Origin of the sequence: Hydrogenoanaerobacterium saccharovorans (assembly GCF_003814745.1) — a bacterium.
GTDB lineage: Bacteria > Bacillota > Clostridia > Oscillospirales > Ruminococcaceae > Hydrogenoanaerobacterium > Hydrogenoanaerobacterium saccharovorans.
Genome location: NZ_RKRD01000001.1, coordinates 1,194,162 through 1,217,872 on the forward strand (window position 1 = coordinate 1,194,162; position 23,711 = coordinate 1,217,872).

A 23,711-nucleotide genomic window follows, 5' to 3' on the forward strand; every position below is an offset into this window, starting at 1 on the left:
GGTGAAATTCAATGGCAGCATTTGTAGATATTGCACGAATTAAAATTAAAGCGGGAGACGGTGGCGCCGGCGCTGTATCGTTTCACCGCGAAAAATATGTTGCAGCAGGCGGCCCCGACGGAGGGGACGGCGGTAAAGGCGGCAACATTGTATTTCAGGTGGATACCAATGTCTCCACCTTGGTTGAATTTAAATACAAAAAGCGTTATTTTGCACAAAACGGCGAGCCGGGTACTTCTAAACGCTGTACCGGTAAAAATGCCCCCGACTTAATTATTAAGGTGCCTCAGGGCACTCTTGTAAAAGAGGCGTCAACAGGCCGTATCTTAGCAGACTTATCTACCCCTGAGCCTCATATTGTGGCAAAAGGCGGCAAAGGCGGGTGGGGTAATAGCCACTTTGCTACTCCCACACGTCAAGTTCCGCGTTTTGCAAAACCGGGGCTTGTCGGTGAGTCCTTTGATGTGGTACTGGAACTGAAACTTCTTGCAGATGTGGGATTGGTGGGATTCCCCAATGTGGGTAAATCAAGTTTGATTTCTGTATGCAGTGAAGCAAAACCTGCTATTGCAAATTACCACTTTACTACGCTTACTCCCGTACTTGGCGTGGTACGTATTGACGAGAACAAATCTTTTGTTATGGCGGATATTCCGGGCTTGATTGAAGGTGCATCAGAGGGTGTTGGTTTAGGGCACGAGTTTTTGCGTCACGTTGAGCGTTGCCGCCTGAATGTACATGTTGTTGATGTATCGGGCATAGAGGGAAGAGACCCTATCGAAGATTTTGAAAAGATTAATCAAGAGCTTGTAAACTTTAACGAAGAGCTTGCAAGTCGTCCGCAAATTGTTGCAGCAAATAAATGTGATATGGCAACGGATGAGCAGATAGCAGCATTTCAAGAATATATAGAGAGCAAAGGTATTCCGTTTTATCCAATTTCTGCAGCAACAAGACAAGGCGTAGATGCGCTTATTTACGGAGTATCCAAGCTGCTTGACACACTTCCCCCAATCAAGATTTATGAAAAAGAAGAAATCCCCTTGTCTGAACTGGAGCCCAAAGATAAGCAGGCATTTAGCATTACGGTTGAAGATGGAGTTTACGTGGTAGATGCAGATTGGCTTGCACCTGTGCTTGGCTCTGTGAATATGGATGACTATGAATCTCTGCAATATTTTCAGCGTGTGCTCAGGCACAGTGGGATTATCGATAAGCTTGATGAAATGGGCATTCAAGACGGTGACACGGTCAGCATCCTCGACTTTGAGTTCGACTACGTGCATTAATATGCATGGAATAAGGATGGTTTTATGTTAGATTTAGCTAGGCAGGGAAGTAACCCTAAGTTGCTCAGCCCGCTTACACTTGCCTTTATGGGTGATGTTGTTTACGAACTTTTGGTACGTGAGCATGTTACCAAAGCAGGCAGTATGCCTCCAAATAAATTACACAAAAAAACAGTACAAATGGTAAAAGCATCTTTTCAGGCGCGTGTATACGATTTGATATCGGATACACTGCCTGAAGATGAAGCGGATATTTTACGCCGCGGGCGCAACAGCAGCGGCGTACATGCGCCTAAAAATGCCGATGTGTTGGAATACCGTAAAGCAACCGGAGTGGAGGCTTTGTTTGGTTATCTGTATTTGGGTGGAAAACTCAACCGTATCAACGATTTATTTGATTGTATTATTTTAAATTTACCTGCAGAAAATCAAGTCTGATACTTGGAGCGTGTTGTATGAATCATCTAAGTGCCGAACAGGCGAAAGTTTGGTTAACTGATATTCTTTTTGATATTGCGGGTTCAACGCTTTATGCTGTCGGTGTACATATGTTTACTGCGCCCAACCATATTGCTCCCGGCGGTGTTACAGGAATTGCTACCATGATCAACTATTTATTGGGTGCTCCAATCGGAACGGTATCACTGCTCATTAACATTCCTCTATTGTTTTTGTCTTTTAAATTGTTAGGCAAGGCAATGACAGTTAAAACATTAAAAAGTGTATTTATCATGTCGCTTATTCTGAATGTGATGAACTTTATTTTGCCGGTGTACACAAAAAATCCGCTTTTGGCGGCACTTTTTGGCGGTGTTGGTATCGGTGCGGGCCTTGCTATTATCTTTATGCGAGGGGGTACCACAGGCGGCACCGACATTGCTGCGCGCTTGCTCCAATTAAAGTTTCCGTATATCCCTATGGGCAGGGCGATGCTGCTTGTAGATTGTGTGGTTCTGATTACATCATCATTTGTATATCGCCAGTTGGAATCGGCACTGTACGGGCTCATTGCCATTTTTACTTGTACACGTGTGTTAGATTCTCTGTTATATGGTGTTGATGTGGGAAAAATGGTATTGGTTATTTCAGAAAAAAGTCAGGAAATATCCAAGGCGATAATCAATGATTTAGACCGCGGTGCAACACTGCTGGCAGGAAAAGGTGCCTATTCGGGCAACGATAAATACGTTGTGCTCTCAGCTGTGCGCAAAAACCAATTTCATAAGCTGAAGAATCTGGTATACGATATTGACCCAAGAGCGTTTATTATTGTAGCCGAAGCAGGTGAAATAATGGGCGAAGGGTTTAAACCCATACAAAACAAAACCAAATAAGCATAAAAAGACTGCCATCGGTTATCCGTGACAGTCTTTTTCGGTAATATACCACTTGATTATTTAGAGTTATTTGCTCGGTTGTTATTTGTTCGATTGTTATCTGCTTTGTTGTTATTCGAATTTCTATTCATGTTATCTTTGCAATCAGAAGCCTGATTATTGGTATTCTTGTTAGAAGTACCCTTATTGCTTCTATCGTTAGTAGACTGATTGTTTCTGTTTTCATTTCTATCCATTTTAATCACCTCACTTTAGTTGTATTATTTGTAAGTAATTTGCCATTATTCAAGTTAGATAGAATTATAATAAAAAATTTTAATCTTTAAATATACTGTTACAACTAAGCGGTAAACATGCTATAATCAAATTATATAAATATGATTTGTTTATAATTGGTCTTGCTTTTAGTATACTACCGTGGTATACTAAAAACAGGAACAATTCCTATTTACATAATATTGAAAGAAAATTTGGAGGAATTTATAATGAAAACTTTTGTATGTACTGTATGCGGTTATGTTCACACCGGAAAAGCTGCACCTGAGTTTTGCCCCCAGTGCAAAGCTCCTGCTTCTAAGTTTGAGGAAAAAAGTAATTCGGTAATGTCTTATGCAGATGAGCATAGAATAGGCGTTGCTGCCGGTGTTGATGCTGAGATTTTAGAAGGTTTGAGAATGAACTTTACCGGTGAGTGCACCGAGGTAGGTATGTACCTTGCAATGGCTCGTCAGGCAGAAAGAGAAGGCTACCCCGAAGTAGCTGCTTGTTACACCAAAGCTGCTTACGAAGAAGCAGAACATGCTGCTAAATTTGCAGAATTATTGGGCGAAGTAGTTTACGCAGATACGAAAAAGAACCTTGAGTTAAGAGTTGCTGCAGAGCATGGTGCTTGTGAGGGTAAGAAAAAAATTGCAACTCGTGCGAAAGAGCTTGGCCTCGATGCAATTCATGATACTGTACATGAAATGTGTAAAGATGAAGCACGCCACGGTTGTGCATTCCAAGGCCTTTTAAACAGATATTTTGAAAAATAAATTAAAACAAAACAGTTACTTAAAAACAGCAGGTATTACCTGCTGTTTTTTTTATGAAAGATAAAATACTGCAATAAATAATACTAACCATTTAAAGAAAGAAATTGATAGCTGCGGATTTACCGTAGCTTTTTTTGTTGAAAAAACTCATAAAAATTTTAAAAAAGAGTAATTTTGTAAAATTTTTTGAGAATAATACTTTTACGTATGAAAAGAAGAGGAGGTTTTTAAGTGTCTGATAATAAAAACGATGAGCAATCACTTGCGCAGCAAAACGGAACAATTGATTACAATCAATACTCAATGGATAGAAGTTTAGCCGTTAATATAAATACGATAACAGATATTTTTAAAGATGACGATACATTGATTTCAAGGCAATTTTCAAATCAAAACCAGAATAGTGTAAAATGCTGCATTTTTTTTATAGATGGAATGGTCAATAACAAGATAATCAACGAAAATATTATTATGCCAATTATAATAAACAGTATCTTATGCCCTACCAACCAGCTTTTGGATTTGATTCAAACGCAGGTAATCGTTTCGAACGATGTAAAGCAAACGGATAATTTTAAAGATGTCAGTGAAGCCATCATTTACGGAGATACTGTTTTATTTGCAGACGGTGTTTGCGGAGCTTTAATTATAAGCACAAAAGGTTGGCAGCTGCGTTCAGTATCAGAACCTGACACCGAAAAGGCGTTAAGAGGGCCGCGAGAAGGTTTTACCGAATCCATAATGATAAATTTATCTCTGATACGCAGAAAATTACTGACAAGCGATTTAAAATTTAAATTTAAAACTTTTGGAACACGAACAAACACCAAGGCATGTATTTGCTACTTAGATAGTTTGGTAGACAAAAAACTGCTCAAAGAACTCGACCGCAGGCTTAATAAAATTGATATAGATGGTGTACTGGATACGAACTATATTTCGGAATTGATAAAAGATTCGCCAAACTGCAGTTACAAGACAATAGGAGTTACAGAAAAACCCGATATCGTTGCAGCAAAACTACTCGAAGGGCGCGTGGCGCTGATTTTAGACGGTACTCCGGTTGTATTGACAATGCCCTACTTGTTTATAGAAAACTTTCAGTCGGGTGATGATTACTATCTGAATTACTATTTCGCATCTTTTGGAAGAGTAATACGAATCGTAGGCTTTTTGATATCAATCAGTGTTCCAGCCATTTATGTAGCTTTAACCACCTTTCACCGAGAAATGATTCCAACCACTTTGGCACTAAACATTGCAAAATCGCGCCAAGGTGTACCGTTTCCTACATTTATAGAGTGCTTGGTAATGCTGTTGGTATTCGAATGCATCAGAGAAACCGGCATTCGTATGCCCTCTAATATTGGGCAGGCTTTGAGTGTGGTAGGTGCATTGGTTATCGGCCAGGCAGCGGTTGAGGCGAAATTTGTCAGTGCTCCCATGGTTATCATTGTAGCAATAACTGCAATTACCGGGCTTATGAATCCGGGGATCAAAGGGACATCCATTTTGCTAAGGTATTCTCTTTTAATTTTTTCTGCAGTTCTTGGGTTTTACGGCTATCTGTTTGGATTGATAGGAATACTCATAAATATATTATCTATTCGGTCTTTCGGCGTTAAGTATACCTCACAAATTACTGCTTATAAAGCACAGGATATGAAAGATAATTTTATAAGGGCACCGTGGTGGTTTATGAAAACAAGGCCGAAGTTTTCGCACGTAAATCCAGTGAGAAGTTCGCAGAATGGAGATGGTTGATGTGATTAAAAAATCAGTATCGATTGTAATAATACTAACACTCAATCTGTTTCTGTTTTGCGGATGTTGGAACTATGCAGAAATCGACCAACAAGCAAATGTATCCGGTCTTGCTGTGGATGTAGGAAGAAATGGAAAAAAATATCATGTTACGGTTGAAATCATCAGTATGGAAGGCGGAGACGGCAAAGAAGGTGTGCAGACTTCGTTGGTTGAAGCTGACGGAGATACAATTTTGGAATCAGTGCGAAGAATGATTAGTATTACCTCAAAAAAGCTGTATTTTGGGCATTGCAAGGTGATTGTGTTTAGTAAAGCAGTTGCAGAAGAGGGAATAATCCCTGTCGTTGATACGGTAATCAGAGACCATGAAATGAGATTAACGATGGATATTGTTGTTTCTAAATCCCAAACGGCATTGGAGATACTAAAGCAGAAAACGATTATGAACCCTATAGCCTCTTATGAAATTGACGAAATGCTTACATCTAACGAAAGCAGTCTTTCGGAATCTTATAAATGTGAAGTTTACCAGATGATTAATATTTTAGAATCGGATGGGATATCCCCTGTAACCCCTGCGTTGGATGTTATTACCACAATCGATGATGGAGATACCTTTAAATTATCTGGTATAGCGGTTTTTAATAAGGATAAGTTAATTGGATTTTTAAATGAAGAAGATGCAAAAATTTTTCTGTTTATTAAAGACGAAATAAAAAGTGGTACAATATCTGTACAAGCCGATAAAGAAGCAAACCATTTTATAAGTACAGAAATTTATAAAAATAAAACCAAAGTGAAACCGGAAAAAGTTAACGGAGAACTTGTTATTAATATAAATACTGAATCTGTTGTAGTACCAGAAGAATTTAAGCATGAAAACATTACAAGAGAAGGATTTATTAGTATCTACAACGCGCAATTAGAACAGAAAATAAAAAATCTTATTCAAAAAGTTCAAAGTGAGTTTGGAGTGGATGTTTTTGGGTTTGGAGATACTATGCACCAAAAAAACAATGGTTTATGGCAAGAATATAAGGATAATTGGGTAAAAACGTTTCCAACCGTTAAAGTAAATGTAAAATCTAAAGTGGATATCAGAGGCAGCGGTACTACGTACAAAACTATTAAGATTGGGGAATCGTAATGCTTTTCTTTATTCTTTTTTTAATTTTGTACACCATTATTTTTATAACTGATTTAATGCCTTTATATCGTAAAAAACAATCTAAAGCATTTGGCGTTTGCGTGGTTATAATGGTTTTAGGGTTCATCATACAAAGCTGCTTAGTATTTAATGTTCATATTCCTAGCATTGCATCGGTATTTCTAAATTTATATCACTACTTTTTTAAATAAAACTTTATTTTTTCATCGTAAGGAGGTGCACCCAATTAATGGAAAAAGAAATTATATCATCCAAACAAATGATTAACATTATGATTATTTATATTTTGGGCAGTTCGCTGGTAATGGGCGGTAATACATCCGCCAAGCAAGATTCGTGGATTTCTATTATTTTAGCAGTTGCTTTTATGATACCAATTTGTCTTGTATATGGGAGACTTTGCAAATTGCATCCGGGTAAAAATATCTATGATATGTTTTATGATTGCTTTGGCAAAATTGCCGGTGCGATATTAACAATCATTTTTACGATATATGCGATTCATCTTGGCGCAATGATTATACGAAATTTTACAGAGTTTATTCAAACCGTATCGCTGCCCGAAACCCCCCAATTTGCAGTAGCAATTGCAATTGGTTTAATATGTATGTGGACAATAGCAGAAGGTATAGAGATATTGGGGCGCGGTGCAGCAATAGTAATGCCGATTGTATTTGTTGTAATTGTTCTTACGGTGATTATGAATATCAATAATTTGGATCTAAGTTATATACAACCAATATTTGGGAATAGCTTAAGCAAAATCTTATCGTGTTCTTTATACCATGTTTCCTTTCCTTTTGGAGAAATTGTGCTCTTTTTGTCTGTAGCACAATGTATGGATCGCAACACAAACCCATATAGAGTTTATATCACGGCTCTGGTAATTAGCGGTACTTTACTTTTAGTTGCAATGATAAGAAATCTGCTGGTTCTTGGTATGCCTGTTTTGGAGTCTTTGTATTTTCCATCCTATTCAGCAGTGGGTATAATTAATATTAAGGAATTTATTTCACGTATAGAAGTGCTTGTTACGGGTAACTTTATTATTTCCGGTCTTGCAAAAGTATGCATTTGTATGTACGCTGCTTGTAAAGGAATTGCAAAATTGTTTGGCATAAAGAAATATAAGCAATTTGTGGCACCCGTAGCTGTTTTTATGATTGCTGTTTCAGGTATCGCATTTGCCAATACTATGGAAATGATATCATTTTTAGAGCCTTACAGGATATATGCCCCTGTACTGCAAATATTTATACCGTTAATTCTTCTTGCAGTCTCATTGGTTAGAAAACGTAACAATTTAAAAAATACTGCTGAATAAAAATAAGACCAACTGTTTATCGGTTGGTCTTGATTTTATATTATCGTAACTTTATTAAATGTTTTGCTTTTAAATAACTCACAGCGGTTTTTTCCTTGATTTTTAGCACAATAAAGTGCCTGATCGGCATTGCTGAACAATTCGATATAAGATGTACCATCCTGAGGGTACATTGCAATACCTACACTGCCCGATATTTTACAATCTTTACGATCTTTTAAATATGTACAGCGAAAGATATTACATATAATTTCGGCATATTTCTCTACCACTTCGCACATTGTTACATTTTGCACAAATACTACAAATTCATCGCCGCCTACACGCCCAATAACAACCGATTCGTCAAGTACATGACGCATTTTTGCTGCTATTTCACCCAACACCGTATCACCGAACAAATGGCCGAGATGGTCGTTAACACCTTTAAAATTATCAATATCTATAACCATCATCGCATGATGTTGGTTTTTGCTGCTTTCCATCAGGCGCTTATTAATTAATTTCTCGCAAGTTATTTTATTATAGAGTTTGGTGAGAGGGTCTAACTGGGCTTTGCGACGAAGATGTTCTGTCAAACGTTTTTGTTCCGTAATGTCTGAAAAAACGCATGAAGCGATGTAACCGCTTTTTTCTTTGCGTATGGTACTGCTTTGCATCATTACCCATACTATTCTGCTATCTTTATGGCGGATGCGAAATTCCAGTTTTGCATTTTCGCCGTTTTCTATTTGAGAAACAGCAGTATGCACTAAATTTTGTGCATCTTCACTGACAGCAAATCGAAACCCATTTACGTTGCATTTCAACATTTCGTATTCATCACGTGTATATCCACCCAAACGATAAAATCCCCCCGATGCAAACAATAACTCAATATGATTTGCATTAAATTTTATCTTTGCAGCACCACCGGGGATACTATCCATAAATTCAAACAGAATGTTTTGCTGTTCGATTATTGCGGTAATATCTATCACAGCAACTTGCAAAATCTGCTGCCCATCTACGTCTTGAGTATAGTGTCCATTAATTAATAAGCGGGTAGTTCTGCCGTTTTTCTTTACAATACTCAGTTCAAACTTCGTGTCCTTCTTTGTGTGGCGGGGGTTTAAAATGGCTATCAGTTTTAAAAAATCCTGCTCTGGAATAATATGCTTAATATTTTGCTGGTTGAAATATAAAAATTCCTTGCGAGTATAGCCGATAATATTAAAAAATTCTTCGCTTGCATATAACAAAGTGATTTTCTTCCCCAAACGTAAGGAAACAAAGCCACAAGCCAGTTTGTTGAAATTTTTTTTAATCCCTACTTGATAATTTTCCATTAGAAAATACTCCTTTGCCTGAAGATAAAAATCGACATTAATACTTACTTGCTATCATACATTATTTTGTTTACAAAATCTACATATTCTACTTTAATTTAGCAAAAAAATGAGCTGTTTCGCAGAGAATTTATGGTTTAGTATAACTTTTTTGATAACAGCTTATATGCTTTTACATTTTGAGTAGACGGATTGTAATAACGAACATTTTTAGTCCTCTCTAAGCCTATTCTTTTTTACCATTTACATCACGCCTGTTTATCGCTATTGAAATGAAACTGCTATAATGGTAAAATATAATGATATAAAGCTAAAAATAACAAATAACCATCGGAGGATGACGGCTTGGGAATTAAAAAGTGGAACATGATAAAGATAGATAAGCAAAAGTCGGCAAAACTTGCAGCTTCTACGGGGTTGGATCTGTTTGTCTGTGATATCTTGCAGGCAAGAGGAATGGACACTCCCGAAAAACTGCAGGAGTTTTTTTCTGAGCAGATAGTTGACCCGTTTTTGCTGCCCGATATGGAAAAAGCCGCAGAGCGCGTGCAAACTGCCATTGATGAGCAGGAGAACATCTGCGTTTACGGTGACTACGACTGTGATGGTATCACCAGCACGGTGCTTCTCTATACTTATCTGCAAACTATGGGCGCACAGGTGTCCTATTATATCCCAGACCGCGACCGCGAGGGTTATGGCTTGAACTTCAGCGCAATTGATGCCTTATCTCAGCGCGGCGTCAATCTAATTATTACGGTTGATAACGGTATATCTGCGTTGGAAGAGATTGATTATGCAAACTCTCTGGGGATGCAGGTGGTGGTTACTGACCATCACAAACCGCGTGAAACACTGCCCAATGCAGTAGCGGTGGTAGACCCGCACAGAACTGACGGTACCGCTCCGTTTAAAAATTTGGCAGGTGTAGGTGTAGTTTTTAAACTTATCTGTGCAATGGAGGGCGGTGACGGCATTGAACTGCTTGATTATTATGGTGACCTTACCTGCATAGGCACCATTGCAGATATTGTTTCGCTCACCGGCGAAAACCGTACGATTGTCCGTTATGGGTTAGAGCGCCTGCAATATACAGACAATGTGGGCTTGCGTGCTCTTTTGGAGATATCCGGCTTGATGGATAAGCGCATTACATGTGAGAACGTCGGGTTCATTCTTGCACCCCGCATCAATGCGGCAGGAAGAATGGGTATTACACAAAAAGCGGTTGACCTGCTTCTTTGCGAAGATGAAGAGGAGGCACTGGAACTTGCCGCCTTAATTTCGGAGCAAAACAAAGTAAGGCAGGGGATAGAAACCGAAATATTAAAGGATATTTCCTTGGAAATATCGAAAAATCCGTCCATTTTATACGAGCGTTTGCTGGTGCTTTCCGGTGAGGGGTGGCACCATGGTATTATTGGCATTGTGTGTTCAAAGATAATGGAGCGGTATGCAAAGCCTTGCCTTCTCATCTCAGTAGACGGTGACGAAGCACGTGGTTCGGGCAGAAGTATCGAGGGGTTTTCGCTTATAGATGCAATTGCAAAATGCAGCAGTCACCTTACCCGTTACGGTGGGCACACATTGGCGGCAGGCTTTTCGCTGGATACCGCAAATATTGAAGATTTTGAAGAAAAATTGCTTTTGAACGCAAAAGAAGAATTCGAATTTATGCCGGTTATGACGGTCAACATTGACCGCGAAATTGCCCCGCAGGAACTCACCGTGCAAAACCTGAAAAAGCTCAGTGTTCTTGAGCCTTTCGGTATGGATAATGAAACGCCGGTTTTTGCTGTATTGGGTGCACAAATCGAGGCAATTTATCCTATTGGCAGCAACGGCGGACACATTCGTATTCGTCTGCAAAAGGACGGGCACAGTTTTTATGCTGTATATTTTGGAATGACACAAGAGCGTTTTCCGTATGTAATTGGCGATACTATTGATATTGCTGCGAATTGTGATGTAAATGTTTACAATAACGAAGAACGCGTCTCTGTTAAGATAAAAACCGTGCGCCCTACGGGTGTGGATCAGGCAACACTGGTTGACGGAGTGCAGCAGTACGAGCGCTATAAACGTAACGAAAACTGGAACGAAAGTGCCAGGGTACGCAATGTGCCCACACGTGATGATATTGCAGTTATCTACCGCTGGCTGCGCGAGCATAAGGGCTACAGCGGCGATTTTGAAATACTGTACTGTAAATTAGCTCCCCAACAAATAGGCTACTGCAAGCTGCGTTTAGCTTTGGATATCATGACCGAGATGGGGCTTATTACCTGCAAGCATACAAAGGCGGGTGTCACCATCGCGCTTTGTACAGTAAAGGGGAAGGTAGACCTTGAACAATCTAAAATCTTACAAGTATTATAACCGCATCTGCCGTTTGCGGCACATGGTGCAGTAATTGGGTAAAGCTTATGCCTGGCAAGCTCGCGGGGGGTCCCGCAAGGAGGAAGATGAATGAGCGACATAGACAAAAGCCAAGCGGTATTTGAAAGTTTACTTACTATCATAGAAAAATCTGGTAAGCAGTACGATGTAGATAGTATTGTACATGCTTATGAAACTGCAAAAGAAGCACATATGGGGCAGCGCAGGGTTTCGGGTGAACCCTATGTGATGCACCCTGTTCATGTTGCAGAAATACTTGTGCAGCTTGGTATGGACACCGACACGATTGTTGCAGCTTTACTGCATGATGTTGTAGAAGATACCACCACTACCCTTGACATGGTAGAAAAGCAATATGGCAAAGACGTTGCATTATTGGTAGACGGTGTTACAAAGCTAGGAAAAATTCCGTTTTCATCGCGCGAGGAACAGCAGGCAGAGAACGTACGCAAAATGCTGCTTGCTATGGCAAAAGATGTGCGCGTTATCATCATCAAGCTGGCGGACAGGCTGCATAACATGCGCACCATTTCTGTTATGCCGGACCAAAAACGCCGTGATAAATCGCTTGAAACTATGGAGGTTTATGCTCCGCTTGCGCACCGTTTAGGTATCCGTGGTGTAAAAGAAGAACTGGAAGACCTTGCATTAAAATACCTCGACCCTGTTGCGTATGAAGAAATTGAGCATACACTTGAGCTTAAAAAAGACGAGCGCAACCAGCTGATAGAACACATTAAAGCGCGTATCAACGAGCGCATTGTCATAGAAGAGGGTAAAAAAATTCACCTTGAAGGCAGGGTGAAAAGTGTTTACGGTATCTACCGCAAGGTGTACATGAACGGCAGAAGTATGGATGAAATCTACGACATCTATGCGGTGCGTGTCATTGTAGATACGGTTATTGAGTGCTACAACATTTTGGGTATCGTTCATGATATGTTCCGCCCTATTCCCAATCGCTTTAAAGACTACATTTCTACGCCCAAACCAAATATGTATCAATCGCTGCATACCACCGTCATCGATAAAGAAGGCATCCCTTTCGAAATACAAATTCGTACATGGGATATGCATTACACTGCTGAATACGGTATTGCTGCTCACTGGAAGTACAAGGCGGGTATTTCGGGCAAGGATAAGCTGGAAGAACGCCTTGCGTGGGTTCGCCAACTGCTGGAGGTTCAACAGGAGTCGGAGGATGTGGAAGATATTGTTCGCTCTATTAAAACCGACCTTGCACCCGAAGAAGTATTCGTATTTACACCACGCGGCGACGTAATTTGTCTGCCCGCAGGTTCAACGGTTATCGACTTTGCTTATGCTATCCATACCGCGGTGGGCAACCGTATGGTTGGTGCCAAGGTAGACGGGCGTATGGTCAGCATTGATTATCAAGTAAAAACGGGCAATATCGTTGAGGTCATTACCTCCAAAAGCCCAACGCAAGGCCCAAGCCGTGACTGGCTTAAAATTATAAAAACCAGTGAGGCACGCAATAAGATACGCTCTTGGTTTAAAAAAGAACGCCGCGAAGAGAATATTGCCGAGGGTAAAACCGAACTCGAGCGAGAGTTTAAGCGCAATTATATCAATTTGCCGGATGCCGAGATGAAAGAATTTATCAGTTCTATAGCGAAGCGGCAGCACTTCCCAAGCAATGAGGAGTTTTTAGCTGCAATTGGCTACGGGGGCATTTCGCTTTCGCGTATTATGCCGCGTATTAAAGATGATTTTCAGCGAATTTACCGCTCATCAGACACTGAAGTAAAGCCGCCCATCAAACCCAAGAAAGATAAAAAAGGGCAGAGCGGGGTAATTGTAGAGGGATTAGACAGCTGCCTTGTTAAATTTGCTCGCTGTTGTAACCCGCTGCCGGGCGATGACATCATCGGTTTTGTAACGCGCGGCTTCGGCGTATCTATCCATAAACGGGATTGTACCAACGTGCTTATGTCTATGCAGGATGAAACTCAGCGTGACCGCTGGGTGCGTACACATTGGGCAGATTCCGTTAAAGAGACATATAAATCTACCATTGAAATTTTTGCTACCGACCGCCAAGGAATGATTGCCGATATTAGTATTGCGCTTGCGAATATGCACATTCAAATGCATTCGCTCAATGCACGCGAGGCAAAAGATAAGCATGTTGTTATTCAAATTACGCTAGGTGCTTCGGGTGTCGATCAGCTTAGCAATATAATTGGTACCTTCAGCAAAATACCGGGTGTTATCTCGGTAGAACGTGCTACACAGTAAGCACTGTTATTACAAACGAATAATCAGACAGGAGAATTATTATGAAAGCGGTATTGCAGCGTGTGACACATTCAAGCGTTACAATAGAACACGAAGTTGTTGGTGAAATTGGGCAGGGCGTTATGGTGCTGCTTGGCGTTACAGACGGTGATACCGAAAGAGAATGTGACTATTTGGCTGAAAAAGCAATAAATTTGCGTATTTTTGAAGACGACGAAGGTAAAATGAACCGCAGTCTGCTCGATATTAGCGGTGAAATGCTTATCGTTTCACAATTTACACTGTGTGCAGATTGCAAAAAAGGCAGGCGCCCGTCCTTTATCTCTGCGGCACGCCCCGAAAAGGCAATTCCGTTATATGAGCGTTTTATTCAGAGAATAAATTCACATGGCATCAAAACAGCAACAGGAAGATTTGGTGCCGACATGAAAGTTTCGATTAAAAACGACGGTCCGGTTACCATTATCTTAGATACCGACGACATCATGACAGCAGCGGAATGAAATTGATTTTCGCTGTAATTCATTAAAGAAGGAGTGAATGGTATGAAAATCGAATCTCTTGTACTCGGCGAGCTTGAAACAAACTGTTACATCGTATCAAGCGATATTGGCAGTTGTGCAATCATTGACCCTGCAGCCGAAGCAGAAACCATTATAAAGTTTATCGAGAATCGGCGTTATACACCCGAATACATTCTGGTTACCCATCCGCATCACGATCATATCGGGGCGGTGAAACAGCTGCAACTGCATTACGGTGCAAAAGTGGTTATCAGCAGCATCGATTACAAAATCATTCTCGACCCTATGCCGATGTATGGCAAACGCTATATCTGGAAGGTGATGGATAAGCTGTTTACTGCCGACCAATTGGTGGAAGACGGTGACGTAATTACTATGGATGAGCTTACTTTTAAAGTTATCCTCACCCCTGGCCATACTGCGGGCGGTGTTTGCTATCTTTGCGCAAATCATTTGTTTTCGGGCGATACGCTGTTTGCAGGGGCGGTTGGCCGCTGTGATTTATACAGTGGTGACTTTAACGAAATTTTACGCTCTGTTGACCGCCTTGCGGATCTGCCCGGTGATTACGATATTTACCCGGGGCATGGTGATGCAACCACAATGGAAAATGAGCGCAAACACAATGAATATATAGGAATGCTGAAAAGTAATGAAGATTTTTATTGATGGCCACGATTACCAATATGAGATGGAATCTCTTGTAAGGATGTTTTTTCACGGCAAAAGCCTACCGGTTCAACAGGGTGTACCCGATGTAGAGAACGATTATATTTATACCAAAGCAATTAGGCATGCAAACTCTACAGAGTTGATGGTAACGGTAAAGTTAGGCGGAGAACTAAAAAACGCAAACGATACTGTACAAAATGATTTGCAAGAATACAATGCTGAGTGCGAGCGGGTATTTGCTGTGATGCTTTACCGTATTCTCACTCCCATGACCGGGATACAGTTAAAATGGGGTGTGCTTACCGGTATTCGCCCTGTAAAATTTGTACACCGTTTTCATGAGCAAGGTTTAAGTGACGAAGAGATACGACGTATTCTTACAGAAAAGTACTTGGTGTCACAGCAGAAAATAAACTTGATGATGGAAACTGCAAGGCGGGAGGCGCAGGTGCTTAGGCTTTCAAAGCCCAACTCCTACAGCCTGTATATTTCGATACCGTTTTGCCCTACGCGCTGCCTCTATTGTTCATTTGTGTCGCATTCCATCGAAAAAACAAAAAAGCTGATGCCTGAATATGTGGAGCTGCTCATTCGTGAAATTGAGTATACGGCAGAGGTGCTTCGCAGCATAGATGGTTTGCAGTTGGAAACCATCTATTTTGGCGGGGGAACACCCACATCGCTTACCGCTGAACAGCTGCGGCAGGTGATGGACGCTGTGAATAGATGTTTTGATTGTTCGTCGGTACGCGAATACACTGTAGAAGCAGGCCGCCCCGATACCATAACCGAAGAAAAACTGTGCGTGCTCAAAGAATACGGCGCAACCCGCATCAGTATCAACCCGCAAACAATGAACGACAGCGTACTGAATGCCATTGGCAGAAAGCATACTACACAACAAACGATAGATGCATTTTGGCTGGCGCGTAAAACGGGGCACACGAATATTAATATGGATTTGATTGCAGGCCTGCCTACCGATACGGTAGAGAGCTTTCGTTCCACACTGGATGAGGTAATTAAACTAAACCCCGAAAACATTACCTTACACACGCTTTCGGTCAAACGTGCGGCTACCCTTGCAGATGAAGCGGAAGAGGTGTATCGTGCACAAAGCGCTACAGTAACTCAGATGCTCGAATATGCATCTCAAAGCTTTCATGCGGCGGCATATCACCCTTATTACCTGTACCGCCAAAAAAATACGGTAGATAACATGGAGAATGTGGGCTACTGCAAAGAGGGTTGCGAGGGGCTTTATAATGTTTATATTATGGATGAAACGCATTCTATTGTAGCACTTGGCGCAGGCGCTGTGTCGAAGCTGAAAGAGCCGAATGGCGAGCTTATCAACCGCGTCTTTAACTATAAGTACCCTTACGAATACATCAGCCGATTTGATGAAATTTTGGCACGTAAAAACAAAATAGCAGAGTTTTATGCAACCCATCCGTTCGAATGTAAATAATTCGATAAATCTATTCGATATCTATTGCAAGACCGGTTGTGCTAGCATATAATAATGGCAACATCAAATAAAAAATCTGATAGGAGGACATCAGTATGGATACATTTGACGAATTCCTCGGTAAAGCAAAAAATCTTGTTGACATCGCAGGGAAAAAAACAGGAGAAGCAGTGGAACTTGCACGCTTAAAAATGAATCGTATACAAATCAACAGCGACATTCAAAAAACTTACGAGAAACTGGGCGCATTTGTATATAAATTTCATAAGTCAGGCGAAACTAACGATGAACTGATTGATATTTGTGTTGGCGAAATCGACGGTTTGCTCGCGCAGCTTGATGTGATATCCAACAAAATTAATGACATCAAAAGCAGTGTAAAATGCCCTCAATGCGGCACTCTAAACGATCAAGGGGCAATATATTGCGCCAAATGCGGTGCGAAAATGAGTGTTGAGACCGTTGCTGAACCCGAATATGCAGACGCACCGTCAGAAGAACCCACATCAGAAGAACCATTCACACCAGAAGAATAATACATACAAAATTGAGAAAAAGGGCACAGTATTAGTGCCCTTTTTTCATATCCTTATGAAAACTGGAAATCATAAACATAAGGCGTTCTTCATAACATAAAAGGAATGACAATATGACGAAAAAGGGGAGTGCCCGCGTGCCAGCCAGAAATAAACAAACCTTTTTACAGGGCGCTATTATCTTATTGGTCGCTACCGTTTTGGTAAAAGTAATCGGTGTGCTGTTTAAGATGCCGCTTACCAATATCATTGGGGCAACCGGCATGGGGTATTTTAACATTGCTTACGGGTTGTTTAACACTTTGTATGCGCTTTCTGTCGCAGGGCTTCCTGTAGCAGTTGCAAAAATGGTTGCAGAAAATGCGGCTGCGCGCCGTTTTCGCGATGTGCGAAGAATCCATCATCTATCCACCTTGGCATTTCTTGTCACCGGCACTGTTGGCACACTGATTATGTTTTTCGGCGCGAAACCATACGTTACGTTCAATAAAAACGAAGAGGCTCTTTATGCGGTTGCTGTCATGGCACCCGCCATTCTGTTCGTGTGCCTTACATCTTCATTCCGCGGGTACTACGAGGGTTTGCGCAATATGTACCCTACCGCTGTTTCACAAGTGGTTGAGGCTTTGGGCAAGCTTGTTTTCGGTATGTTGTTTGCTACCTATATGATGGATAAAGGTATGACAGAATATGAACAGCTTGGTACCGTTTTTGGCAAAGTGTGTGCAAGCCCAGAGCATGCCCGACTGGATGTACTGCCTTATGCTGCAGCAGGTGCAATTGCGGGTATTGCGGTAAGCACTGTGTTGGGCACATTGTACCTGTGGCTGCGCCACCACGTTAGGGGTGACGGTATTACCCAAAGTGAACTGAAAAACTCGCCTATGCCGGCAGGCAGGCGAAAACTGATGCGTTCACTGGTGCGCATAGCCGTTCCGGTATGCCTTGGCTCACTGGTGCTCAACATCACCACAATTATAGATATCAGCTCGATTACAAACCGGTTGTCTACTGCGCTTGCCAAAGATTCTGCAACCATACTTGGTATGTACAGCGGTGCCATCCCTTTTGCAATGGAGATTTCGGGTGTGCCTAACTTCCTCTACGGTACCTACACTATGGCGGTTACCATATTCAATCTTGTTCCTGCAATCACAACAACGTTTGGTGTCAGTGCTTTGCCGGTTATTGCAAGCGCTTGGGCTACCCACAACCGCAGCGAACTTACCCGCGGCATTGAGTCCGTTTTGCGTATAACCTCATTGGTTGCATTCCCGGCAGGCTGCGGACTGTTTGCACTGGCACAGCCTATCCTACTGCTTCTCTATCCAAGCGAAGCGGCAGCGGTGCAAATTGCTGCCCCTATGCTGCGTACACTTGGGGTTGCAGTGATGTTTGTATCGCTGGCAACACCGGTGAACAGTATGCTTCAGGCAATAGGGAGAGTGAATGTTCCGGTAAAGCTGATGCTGGTCGGTGGTGCTCTTAAGCTTACCACCAACTATATCTTTATTGCAGACCCAAGCATCAATATACAGGTGGCGCCTTACGGCACGCTGATTTGCTATGCCTTTATTCTGTTTTTTTCGGTTCCCATTCTATGCCGCAGTGCAGAAACTACTATCAGCTTGGTGCAAACCTTTTTTAAACCATTTATGGCTGCTGTTCTGTGTGGATTCTGCGCATGGGCAACCTATGGGCTGTGCTCAAAAGTTATCAGTCAAGAGCTATCAACCCTTATTGCAATCACGATTTCGGGTGTTTTTTATGTTGTTTGCCTGTTTTTGCTGCGTGCGATTGTGAAAGATGATATTTTAATGCTTCCGGGCGGCGAAAAAATCGCAAAAACACTTGAAAAAAAAGGATTGATAAGGTAATATAAGAGAAGTCCCTTTTTGAGAAAGAGAATTTAGGTGAATAAATTGGCAATTGATTTTACAACAAAAGACCGCTACAATATGCAGGATTTAATACGCATCATGCGGATTTTACGGTCTGATGAGGGGTGCCCGTGGGACAGAGAGCAGACACATCAATCCATCCGCAAAAATCTGATTGAAGAAACCTATGAGGTTTGCGAGGCAATCGATACGGAGGATGCAGAACTTCTCAAAGAAGAACTAGGCGATGTGTTGCTGCAGGTTGTTTTTCACACTCAAATGGAACAAGAACAGGGGACTTTTGATTTTGATGATGTCTGTACCGGTATTTGCCAAAAGCTAATACTGCGTCACCCGCATATCTTTTCTGATGTAGAGGTAAACAATTCTGCCGATGTTTTACGAAATTGGGATGCGATTAAGAAAAAAGAAAAAGGTCAGGAGAGTTTTACTCAAACTTTACAGGGCGTTTCTAAAGCGCTGCCCGCTTTAATGCGCAGCACAAAAGTGCAGCAGCGCGCGGCTCGCGCAGGCTTTGATTATCCCGATGCAGCGTGGGCGATGAAAGATTTGCGCAGTGAAGTAGAAGAATTGAGCGAGGCAATAACGGAACACGACAAAGCACATTGTACCGAAGAACTTGGTGATTTGCTGTTTTCGGCGGTGAATGTTGCGCGGTTTATTGGCACAGATGCCGAGGAAAGTTTGTCGCTTGCCTGCGAAAAGTTTATTTCACGCTTTGAAAAAGTAGAAGCACTTGCAAATGAACAAGGTGTAGATATGAAAACATCATCTATTAATGAACTGGACAAGCTTTGGAAAAAAGCTAAAAAGTTAGCAACAGATTAATTTACCAAGTCTGTTTCAATAATTCTTAAAATAACGGAGGCTATTAAAATGACAAAGACAGATCTGATTAGCATGGTTGCTCAGAAAGCAGATTTAACAAAAAAAGACAGCGAGAAAGCGGTAACAGCAGTTATCGACACAATTACAGAAGCACTCGTAAACGGTGATAAGGTTCAGCTTGTTGGCTTTGGTACTTTTGAAGTAAAAGTTCGCGGTGAGAGAATGGGTATTAACCCCAGAACAAAAGAGAAGATGAAGATTTCTGCATCCAAACTGCCTTCCTTCAAAGCAGGCAAAGCTCTGAAAGATTCTGTTGCCAAATAGTATCAGCACAATTTGAATAGCTTTTAAATGGGAGTGCGTTGCAGCATTCCCATTTTTTTGATATAATGGAATTATAATACGGTTTGAACGTTTGATTTGCAAAAAAATGCCACTTTTTATTGCTATATTTACGATAGACGACGAGTTAATAAAAGAAATAGAAACCGGCATTACAATTATTACATTCCACAATAACTGAGTGTTTGTTCCCGATATGGAGCTTGACGGCAAAGGAAACGTAACCATTAGAAATTTCGATGAGGTGCTTGGCACCGTACATTATTTATCATAAAGGAGATTTATTTATGCGTCTGGACAAATATCTTAAAATTACACGTCTAATCAAACGCCGCACTATTGCAAACGAGGCGTGCGATGCGGGCAGAATTTCGGTGAACGGTAAGGTACAGCGTGCTTCATACGATGTAAAAGAGAATGATATCATCGAAATTAATCTTGGCACAAAGCCTCTCAAGGTAAAGGTGCTCAAGGTAAGCGAATATGCTACAAAAGAGAACGCATCCACAAATTATATCGTAGTGGAATAGCGCTTTAGCCGCTCTTTGGCTTGTCATAATTCTGCCTGTGTTGGCATACGCTGTATGGATAAAGTGAAACGATCATACAGGGGGAATAAAACATGCCAGAAGACAAAAAATTAGTTAAAATGCCGCATAACATCATTTTGGAAGACCGCCACAAACTCACCGTTTCAGGTGTTGAAGATATCGATAGTTTTGATGAAGAAACGGTGGTGCTTTTTACCGATATGGGTGAACTTACAGTAAAAGGCGAAAGCCTGCATATTAACAAACTCAATGTTGATACCGGCGAACTCAATGTTGAAGGTGATATTCATTCCCTTGTTTACACCAATGATGAGCCACGTCGTGGCGGCGGGCTGTTTGCGCGTCTGTTTCGTTAACGAAAAACAAACAGCGTCTTGGGAGGTTAGGGAATGATCGAGGTAAACACCCAGACCATCGTATTTTTACAGTCCCTTATGCTTGGGTTTGCATTGGGCTTATTTTATGATGTATTTCGCATATTTCGACTTGCAATTCATCACAGCAGTGCTATTATTTTTTTGGAAGATATCTCTTACTTCGCGACATGCGCAGTAATAACATTCCTGTTTTCGCTTTCTGCGGTAAACGGGCATGTACGCGTTTTTCTCGTTATAGGTGAACTATTGGGCGCTACGATTTATTATTTTTCGTTAGGCGCGCTGGTTATGAGTGTTTCTAAACTGATTATTCGCTTTATAAAAGCATTATTGCGCTTACTTTATCGATTGTTTTTACGTCCCTTTGTGCAGCTGTTTATCTGGCTTGCACGCAAACTTACTAAAGTAACCGATAAAATAGCTGCAAATGCAAAAAAAGTTCGTGCAAAAGCGAAATATAGCTTGAAACAACGCAGCATATTAGTGTATAATCTATATGTTAAGGGGAATCATCGCGGAAAGCTGCAGGGAAAGTCAAAAAAAGGTGGTGTACCCGATGCGCAAAATAAAGGCAAAGGCAAAAAACAAAGGAAAAGAAAAAAAGAACAGCAAAGCAAGGCTGTTTAAATTTGCCGTGTGCGTTTTTGTGGTTTACGTTGTTTATATGCTGATTCAACAGCAGTTTGACATCAAAGACCGCCAGCTTGAACTGGTTATGTTGCAGCAACAGGTAGAGCAGCAAAGATTAGATAATAAAGAGATGGAACGTTTGTTGGCAAGCGATAATGAAGCGTATATCGAACGTCTTGCCAAGGATGAATATGGTTATGCGTATCCTGATGAAACAATTTATATAGATACGTCAGGGAACTGACTAAGGACATAGAATTTTAAGGAGGCCAATGTTTTCATATGCAGCTTGAAGTAGGAAAAATTGTGGAAGGCAAAGTAACCGGAATTACAAAGTTCGGTGCATTCGTCGAGTTACCGGGGGGTAAAACCGGAATGGTTCATATCTCAGAGGTTGCAACTACCTATGTGAATGAGATTTCCGATTATATCAAAGAGAATCAGATGGTAAAGGTAAAAGTTCTATCTATTTCTCCGGAAGGTAAGGTGAGCCTTTCCATTAAAAGAGCATTGCCGCCTACAGCTCCTCCCCCAAGGCGTGATGGCCCGAGAGTGGATAGCTTTGACTGGTCTTCTAATCGTAAAAACGAAAACATGTCCTTTGAAGATATGATGAATAAATTCAAACAGACGAGCGATGACAAGATGTCTGATTTAAAAAAGTACAGTGACGTTAAGCGTGGCACCGGCAACGGTGGACGCAGAGGCGGTCAGAGATAATACAAAAACACATTGAAGCGTCTGATTCAGGCGCTTCATTTTCTTATCAAGGAGAAATAATATGGTAATTGTGAACGGTAAAATTTTTACAATGGCAGGTGACCCTATCGAATGCGGTTTTATTAGAACAAAGGGGACTAAAATCGCTGAAGTAGGTGATATGAAGGATTACATACCCGTCAAAGATGAAGAAGTTTTGGAGGCAGCTGGCGCAGGTATTTACCCGGGATTTATAGATGCACATTGCCATATAGGTATGTGGGAAGATTCGCTCGGTTTTGAAGGCGATGACGGCAACGAGGATACCGACCCATCTACACCGCAGCTGCGTGCAATCGATGCGATCAACCCCATTGAACGCAGTTTTAAAGAAGCTTTGGAGGGCGGTGTTACGACGGTTGTGGTTGCGCCGGGCAGCGCAAATCCTATTGCGGGCCGTATTTGTGCGCTCAAAACCAAGGGCTGTTGTATTGATGATATGGTCATTAAAGAAAATCTTGCAATGAAATTTGCTCTTGGCGAAAATCCAAAACTTACCTACCACACAAAGGGGCAGGCGCCTACTACCAGAATGGCAACCGCAGCCCTCATCCGTGAGCAGTTGGCAAAAACCCGCCGCTATATGGAGGATAAAGAATCTGCCGCCGAAGATGAAGATTTGGATGAACCGGAGTTCGATTTTAAATGCGAAGCACTCATCCCGCTGCTTAAACGCGAAATTAAGGCGCATATCCATGCGCACCGTGCCGATGACATCTGTACAGCTATGCGCATTTGTAAAGAGTTTGAAATCGATTATGTGCTAATCCACTGCACCGATGGGCACGCCCTTGCGCCGCGCCTTGCCGAGGCGCATGCCAGTGCTGTGGTGGGGCCGTTAATCAATTCACGTACAAAACCGGAGCTTGCAGGCCAAACAATCGATAATTCAGCGGTGCTATCAAAAAATGGTGTCAAAACCGCTATTTGTACAGATCATCCTGAGCTGCCAATCCAATATCTGCCCCTTTCTGCCGGCATTGCTGTTCGCGGCGGGTTGCCCTACGATGAGGCTCTGAAAGCAATTACCATCTATCCTGCGCAAATTTGCGGTATCGACAACCGCGTCGGCAGCATTGAGCAGGGGAAAGATGCGGATATGGTGTTTTTCTTTGGAGATCCGCTTTCTGTGTATGCAAAACCAAAACTGGTTATCATCAATGGCGAGATAAAATAGCGAATACCGCTACTTGTATTTTTGCATAGATTGT

General features: G+C 41.5%; 23 protein-coding genes. 22 read left to right on the top strand and 1 reads right to left on the bottom strand.

Features of this window, described 5'->3' with window-relative positions; translation table 11 throughout:
- Positions 1–11 precede the first annotated feature (11 nt).
- The 7 genes from obgE to EDD70_RS05625 all read left to right on the top strand — a co-directional run bounded on the left by obgE (position 12) and on the right by EDD70_RS05625 (position 7,919).
- The gene (gene obgE, locus EDD70_RS05595) at positions 12–1,289 is read left to right on the top strand and encodes a GTPase ObgE (RefSeq protein ID WP_092752161.1); all 1,278 of its coding nucleotides are present in this window, start codon (positions 12–14) and stop codon (positions 1,287–1,289) included.
- 24 nt (positions 1,290–1,313) lie between these two features.
- Positions 1,314–1,727, top strand: a complete 414-nt coding sequence (locus EDD70_RS05600; protein WP_242943075.1) for a Mini-ribonuclease 3 — start codon at positions 1,314–1,316, stop codon at positions 1,725–1,727.
- 17 nt (positions 1,728–1,744) lie between these two features.
- Positions 1,745–2,623 carry a YitT family protein gene (locus tag EDD70_RS05605; protein ID WP_092752159.1) on the top strand — a complete coding sequence of 293 codons (879 nt, stop codon included), beginning with the start codon at positions 1,745–1,747 and terminating at the stop codon, positions 2,621–2,623.
- 488 nt (positions 2,624–3,111) lie between these two features.
- A complete protein-coding gene (locus EDD70_RS05610) occupies positions 3,112–3,660 on the top strand; it encodes an NADH peroxidase (protein WP_092752157.1) in 549 nt (182 codons plus the stop codon).
- Positions 3,661–3,891: 231 nt separating this feature from the next.
- Positions 3,892–5,424, top strand: coding sequence for a spore germination protein (locus tag EDD70_RS05615; RefSeq protein ID WP_242943074.1), 1,533 nt, complete (start codon positions 3,892–3,894; stop codon positions 5,422–5,424).
- A 1-nt stretch (position 5,425) separates the two neighbouring features.
- Positions 5,426–6,574: a Ger(x)C family spore germination protein gene (locus EDD70_RS05620; RefSeq protein WP_162840802.1), complete on the top strand. Its 1,149-nt coding sequence runs from the start codon at positions 5,426–5,428 to the stop codon at positions 6,572–6,574.
- A gap of 250 nt (positions 6,575–6,824) precedes the next feature.
- A complete protein-coding gene (locus tag EDD70_RS05625; RefSeq protein ID WP_092752151.1) occupies positions 6,825–7,919 on the top strand; it encodes a GerAB/ArcD/ProY family transporter in 1,095 nt (364 codons plus the stop codon).
- Positions 7,920–7,954: 35 nt separating this feature from the next.
- Here the strand turns inward: EDD70_RS05625 and EDD70_RS05630 are convergent, their stop codons facing one another.
- Positions 7,955–9,247, bottom strand: a complete 1,293-nt coding sequence (locus tag EDD70_RS05630; protein ID WP_092752149.1) for a sensor domain-containing diguanylate cyclase — start codon at positions 9,245–9,247, stop codon at positions 7,955–7,957.
- 345 nt (positions 9,248–9,592) lie between these two features.
- Between EDD70_RS05630 and recJ the strand changes: the two genes are divergently transcribed.
- From recJ to EDD70_RS05705, 15 genes are all read left to right on the top strand, one after another.
- Positions 9,593–11,626 carry a single-stranded-DNA-specific exonuclease RecJ gene (gene recJ, locus EDD70_RS05635; protein WP_092752147.1) on the top strand — a complete coding sequence of 678 codons (2,034 nt, stop codon included), beginning with the start codon at positions 9,593–9,595 and terminating at the stop codon, positions 11,624–11,626.
- 90 nt (positions 11,627–11,716) lie between these two features.
- Entirely contained in the window at positions 11,717–13,909 is a 2,193-nt protein-coding gene (locus EDD70_RS05640; RefSeq protein ID WP_092752145.1) for a RelA/SpoT family protein, read from the top strand.
- A 41-nt stretch (positions 13,910–13,950) separates the two neighbouring features.
- Positions 13,951–14,412 (top strand): D-aminoacyl-tRNA deacylase, encoded by a 462-nt coding sequence (gene dtd, locus EDD70_RS05645; RefSeq protein WP_092752143.1) that lies wholly within the window; start codon positions 13,951–13,953, stop codon positions 14,410–14,412.
- Positions 14,413–14,454: 42 nt separating this feature from the next.
- Positions 14,455–15,102, top strand: coding sequence for an MBL fold metallo-hydrolase (locus EDD70_RS05650; protein ID WP_092752141.1), 648 nt, complete (start codon positions 14,455–14,457; stop codon positions 15,100–15,102).
- Positions 15,086–16,576 carry a coproporphyrinogen dehydrogenase HemZ gene (gene hemZ, locus EDD70_RS05655; protein WP_092752139.1) on the top strand — a complete coding sequence of 497 codons (1,491 nt, stop codon included), beginning with the start codon at positions 15,086–15,088 and terminating at the stop codon, positions 16,574–16,576. Before EDD70_RS05650 ends, hemZ begins: the two co-directional genes overlap by 17 nt.
- Before the next feature lie 95 nt (positions 16,577–16,671).
- Complete coding sequence (locus tag EDD70_RS05660) at positions 16,672–17,112, top strand: zinc ribbon domain-containing protein (RefSeq protein WP_092752137.1); 441 nt, start codon at positions 16,672–16,674, stop codon at positions 17,110–17,112.
- Positions 17,113–17,249: 137 nt separating this feature from the next.
- Positions 17,250–18,989 carry a putative polysaccharide biosynthesis protein gene (locus EDD70_RS05665; RefSeq protein WP_162840801.1) on the top strand — a complete coding sequence of 580 codons (1,740 nt, stop codon included), beginning with the start codon at positions 17,250–17,252 and terminating at the stop codon, positions 18,987–18,989.
- Positions 18,990–19,070: 81 nt separating this feature from the next.
- Entirely contained in the window at positions 19,071–19,841 is a 771-nt protein-coding gene (gene mazG, locus EDD70_RS05670; protein WP_205408604.1) for a nucleoside triphosphate pyrophosphohydrolase, read from the top strand.
- A gap of 30 nt (positions 19,842–19,871) precedes the next feature.
- On the top strand, positions 19,872–20,165 hold the full coding sequence (locus EDD70_RS05675; RefSeq protein WP_278320597.1) for an HU family DNA-binding protein: 294 nt from the start codon (positions 19,872–19,874) through the stop codon (positions 20,163–20,165).
- A 305-nt stretch (positions 20,166–20,470) separates the two neighbouring features.
- Positions 20,471–20,713, top strand: coding sequence for an RNA-binding S4 domain-containing protein (locus tag EDD70_RS05680; RefSeq protein ID WP_092752131.1), 243 nt, complete (start codon positions 20,471–20,473; stop codon positions 20,711–20,713).
- Between the two features lie 92 nt (positions 20,714–20,805).
- The gene (yabP, locus tag EDD70_RS05685) at positions 20,806–21,090 is read left to right on the top strand and encodes a sporulation protein YabP (RefSeq protein WP_092752129.1); all 285 of its coding nucleotides are present in this window, start codon (positions 20,806–20,808) and stop codon (positions 21,088–21,090) included.
- A gap of 33 nt (positions 21,091–21,123) precedes the next feature.
- The gene (gene yabQ / locus EDD70_RS05690) at positions 21,124–21,738 is read left to right on the top strand and encodes a spore cortex biosynthesis protein YabQ (protein WP_092752127.1); all 615 of its coding nucleotides are present in this window, start codon (positions 21,124–21,126) and stop codon (positions 21,736–21,738) included.
- Positions 21,668–21,985: an FtsB family cell division protein gene (locus tag EDD70_RS05695; RefSeq protein ID WP_162840800.1), complete on the top strand. Its 318-nt coding sequence runs from the start codon at positions 21,668–21,670 to the stop codon at positions 21,983–21,985. The genes yabQ and EDD70_RS05695 overlap by 71 nt, the downstream gene beginning before the upstream one ends.
- A gap of 38 nt (positions 21,986–22,023) precedes the next feature.
- Entirely contained in the window at positions 22,024–22,461 is a 438-nt protein-coding gene (locus tag EDD70_RS05700) for a S1 RNA-binding domain-containing protein (RefSeq protein ID WP_092752123.1), read from the top strand.
- Between the two features lie 61 nt (positions 22,462–22,522).
- Positions 22,523–23,677, top strand: coding sequence for an amidohydrolase (locus tag EDD70_RS05705; protein ID WP_092752121.1), 1,155 nt, complete (start codon positions 22,523–22,525; stop codon positions 23,675–23,677).
- Positions 23,678–23,711 lie beyond the last annotated feature (34 nt).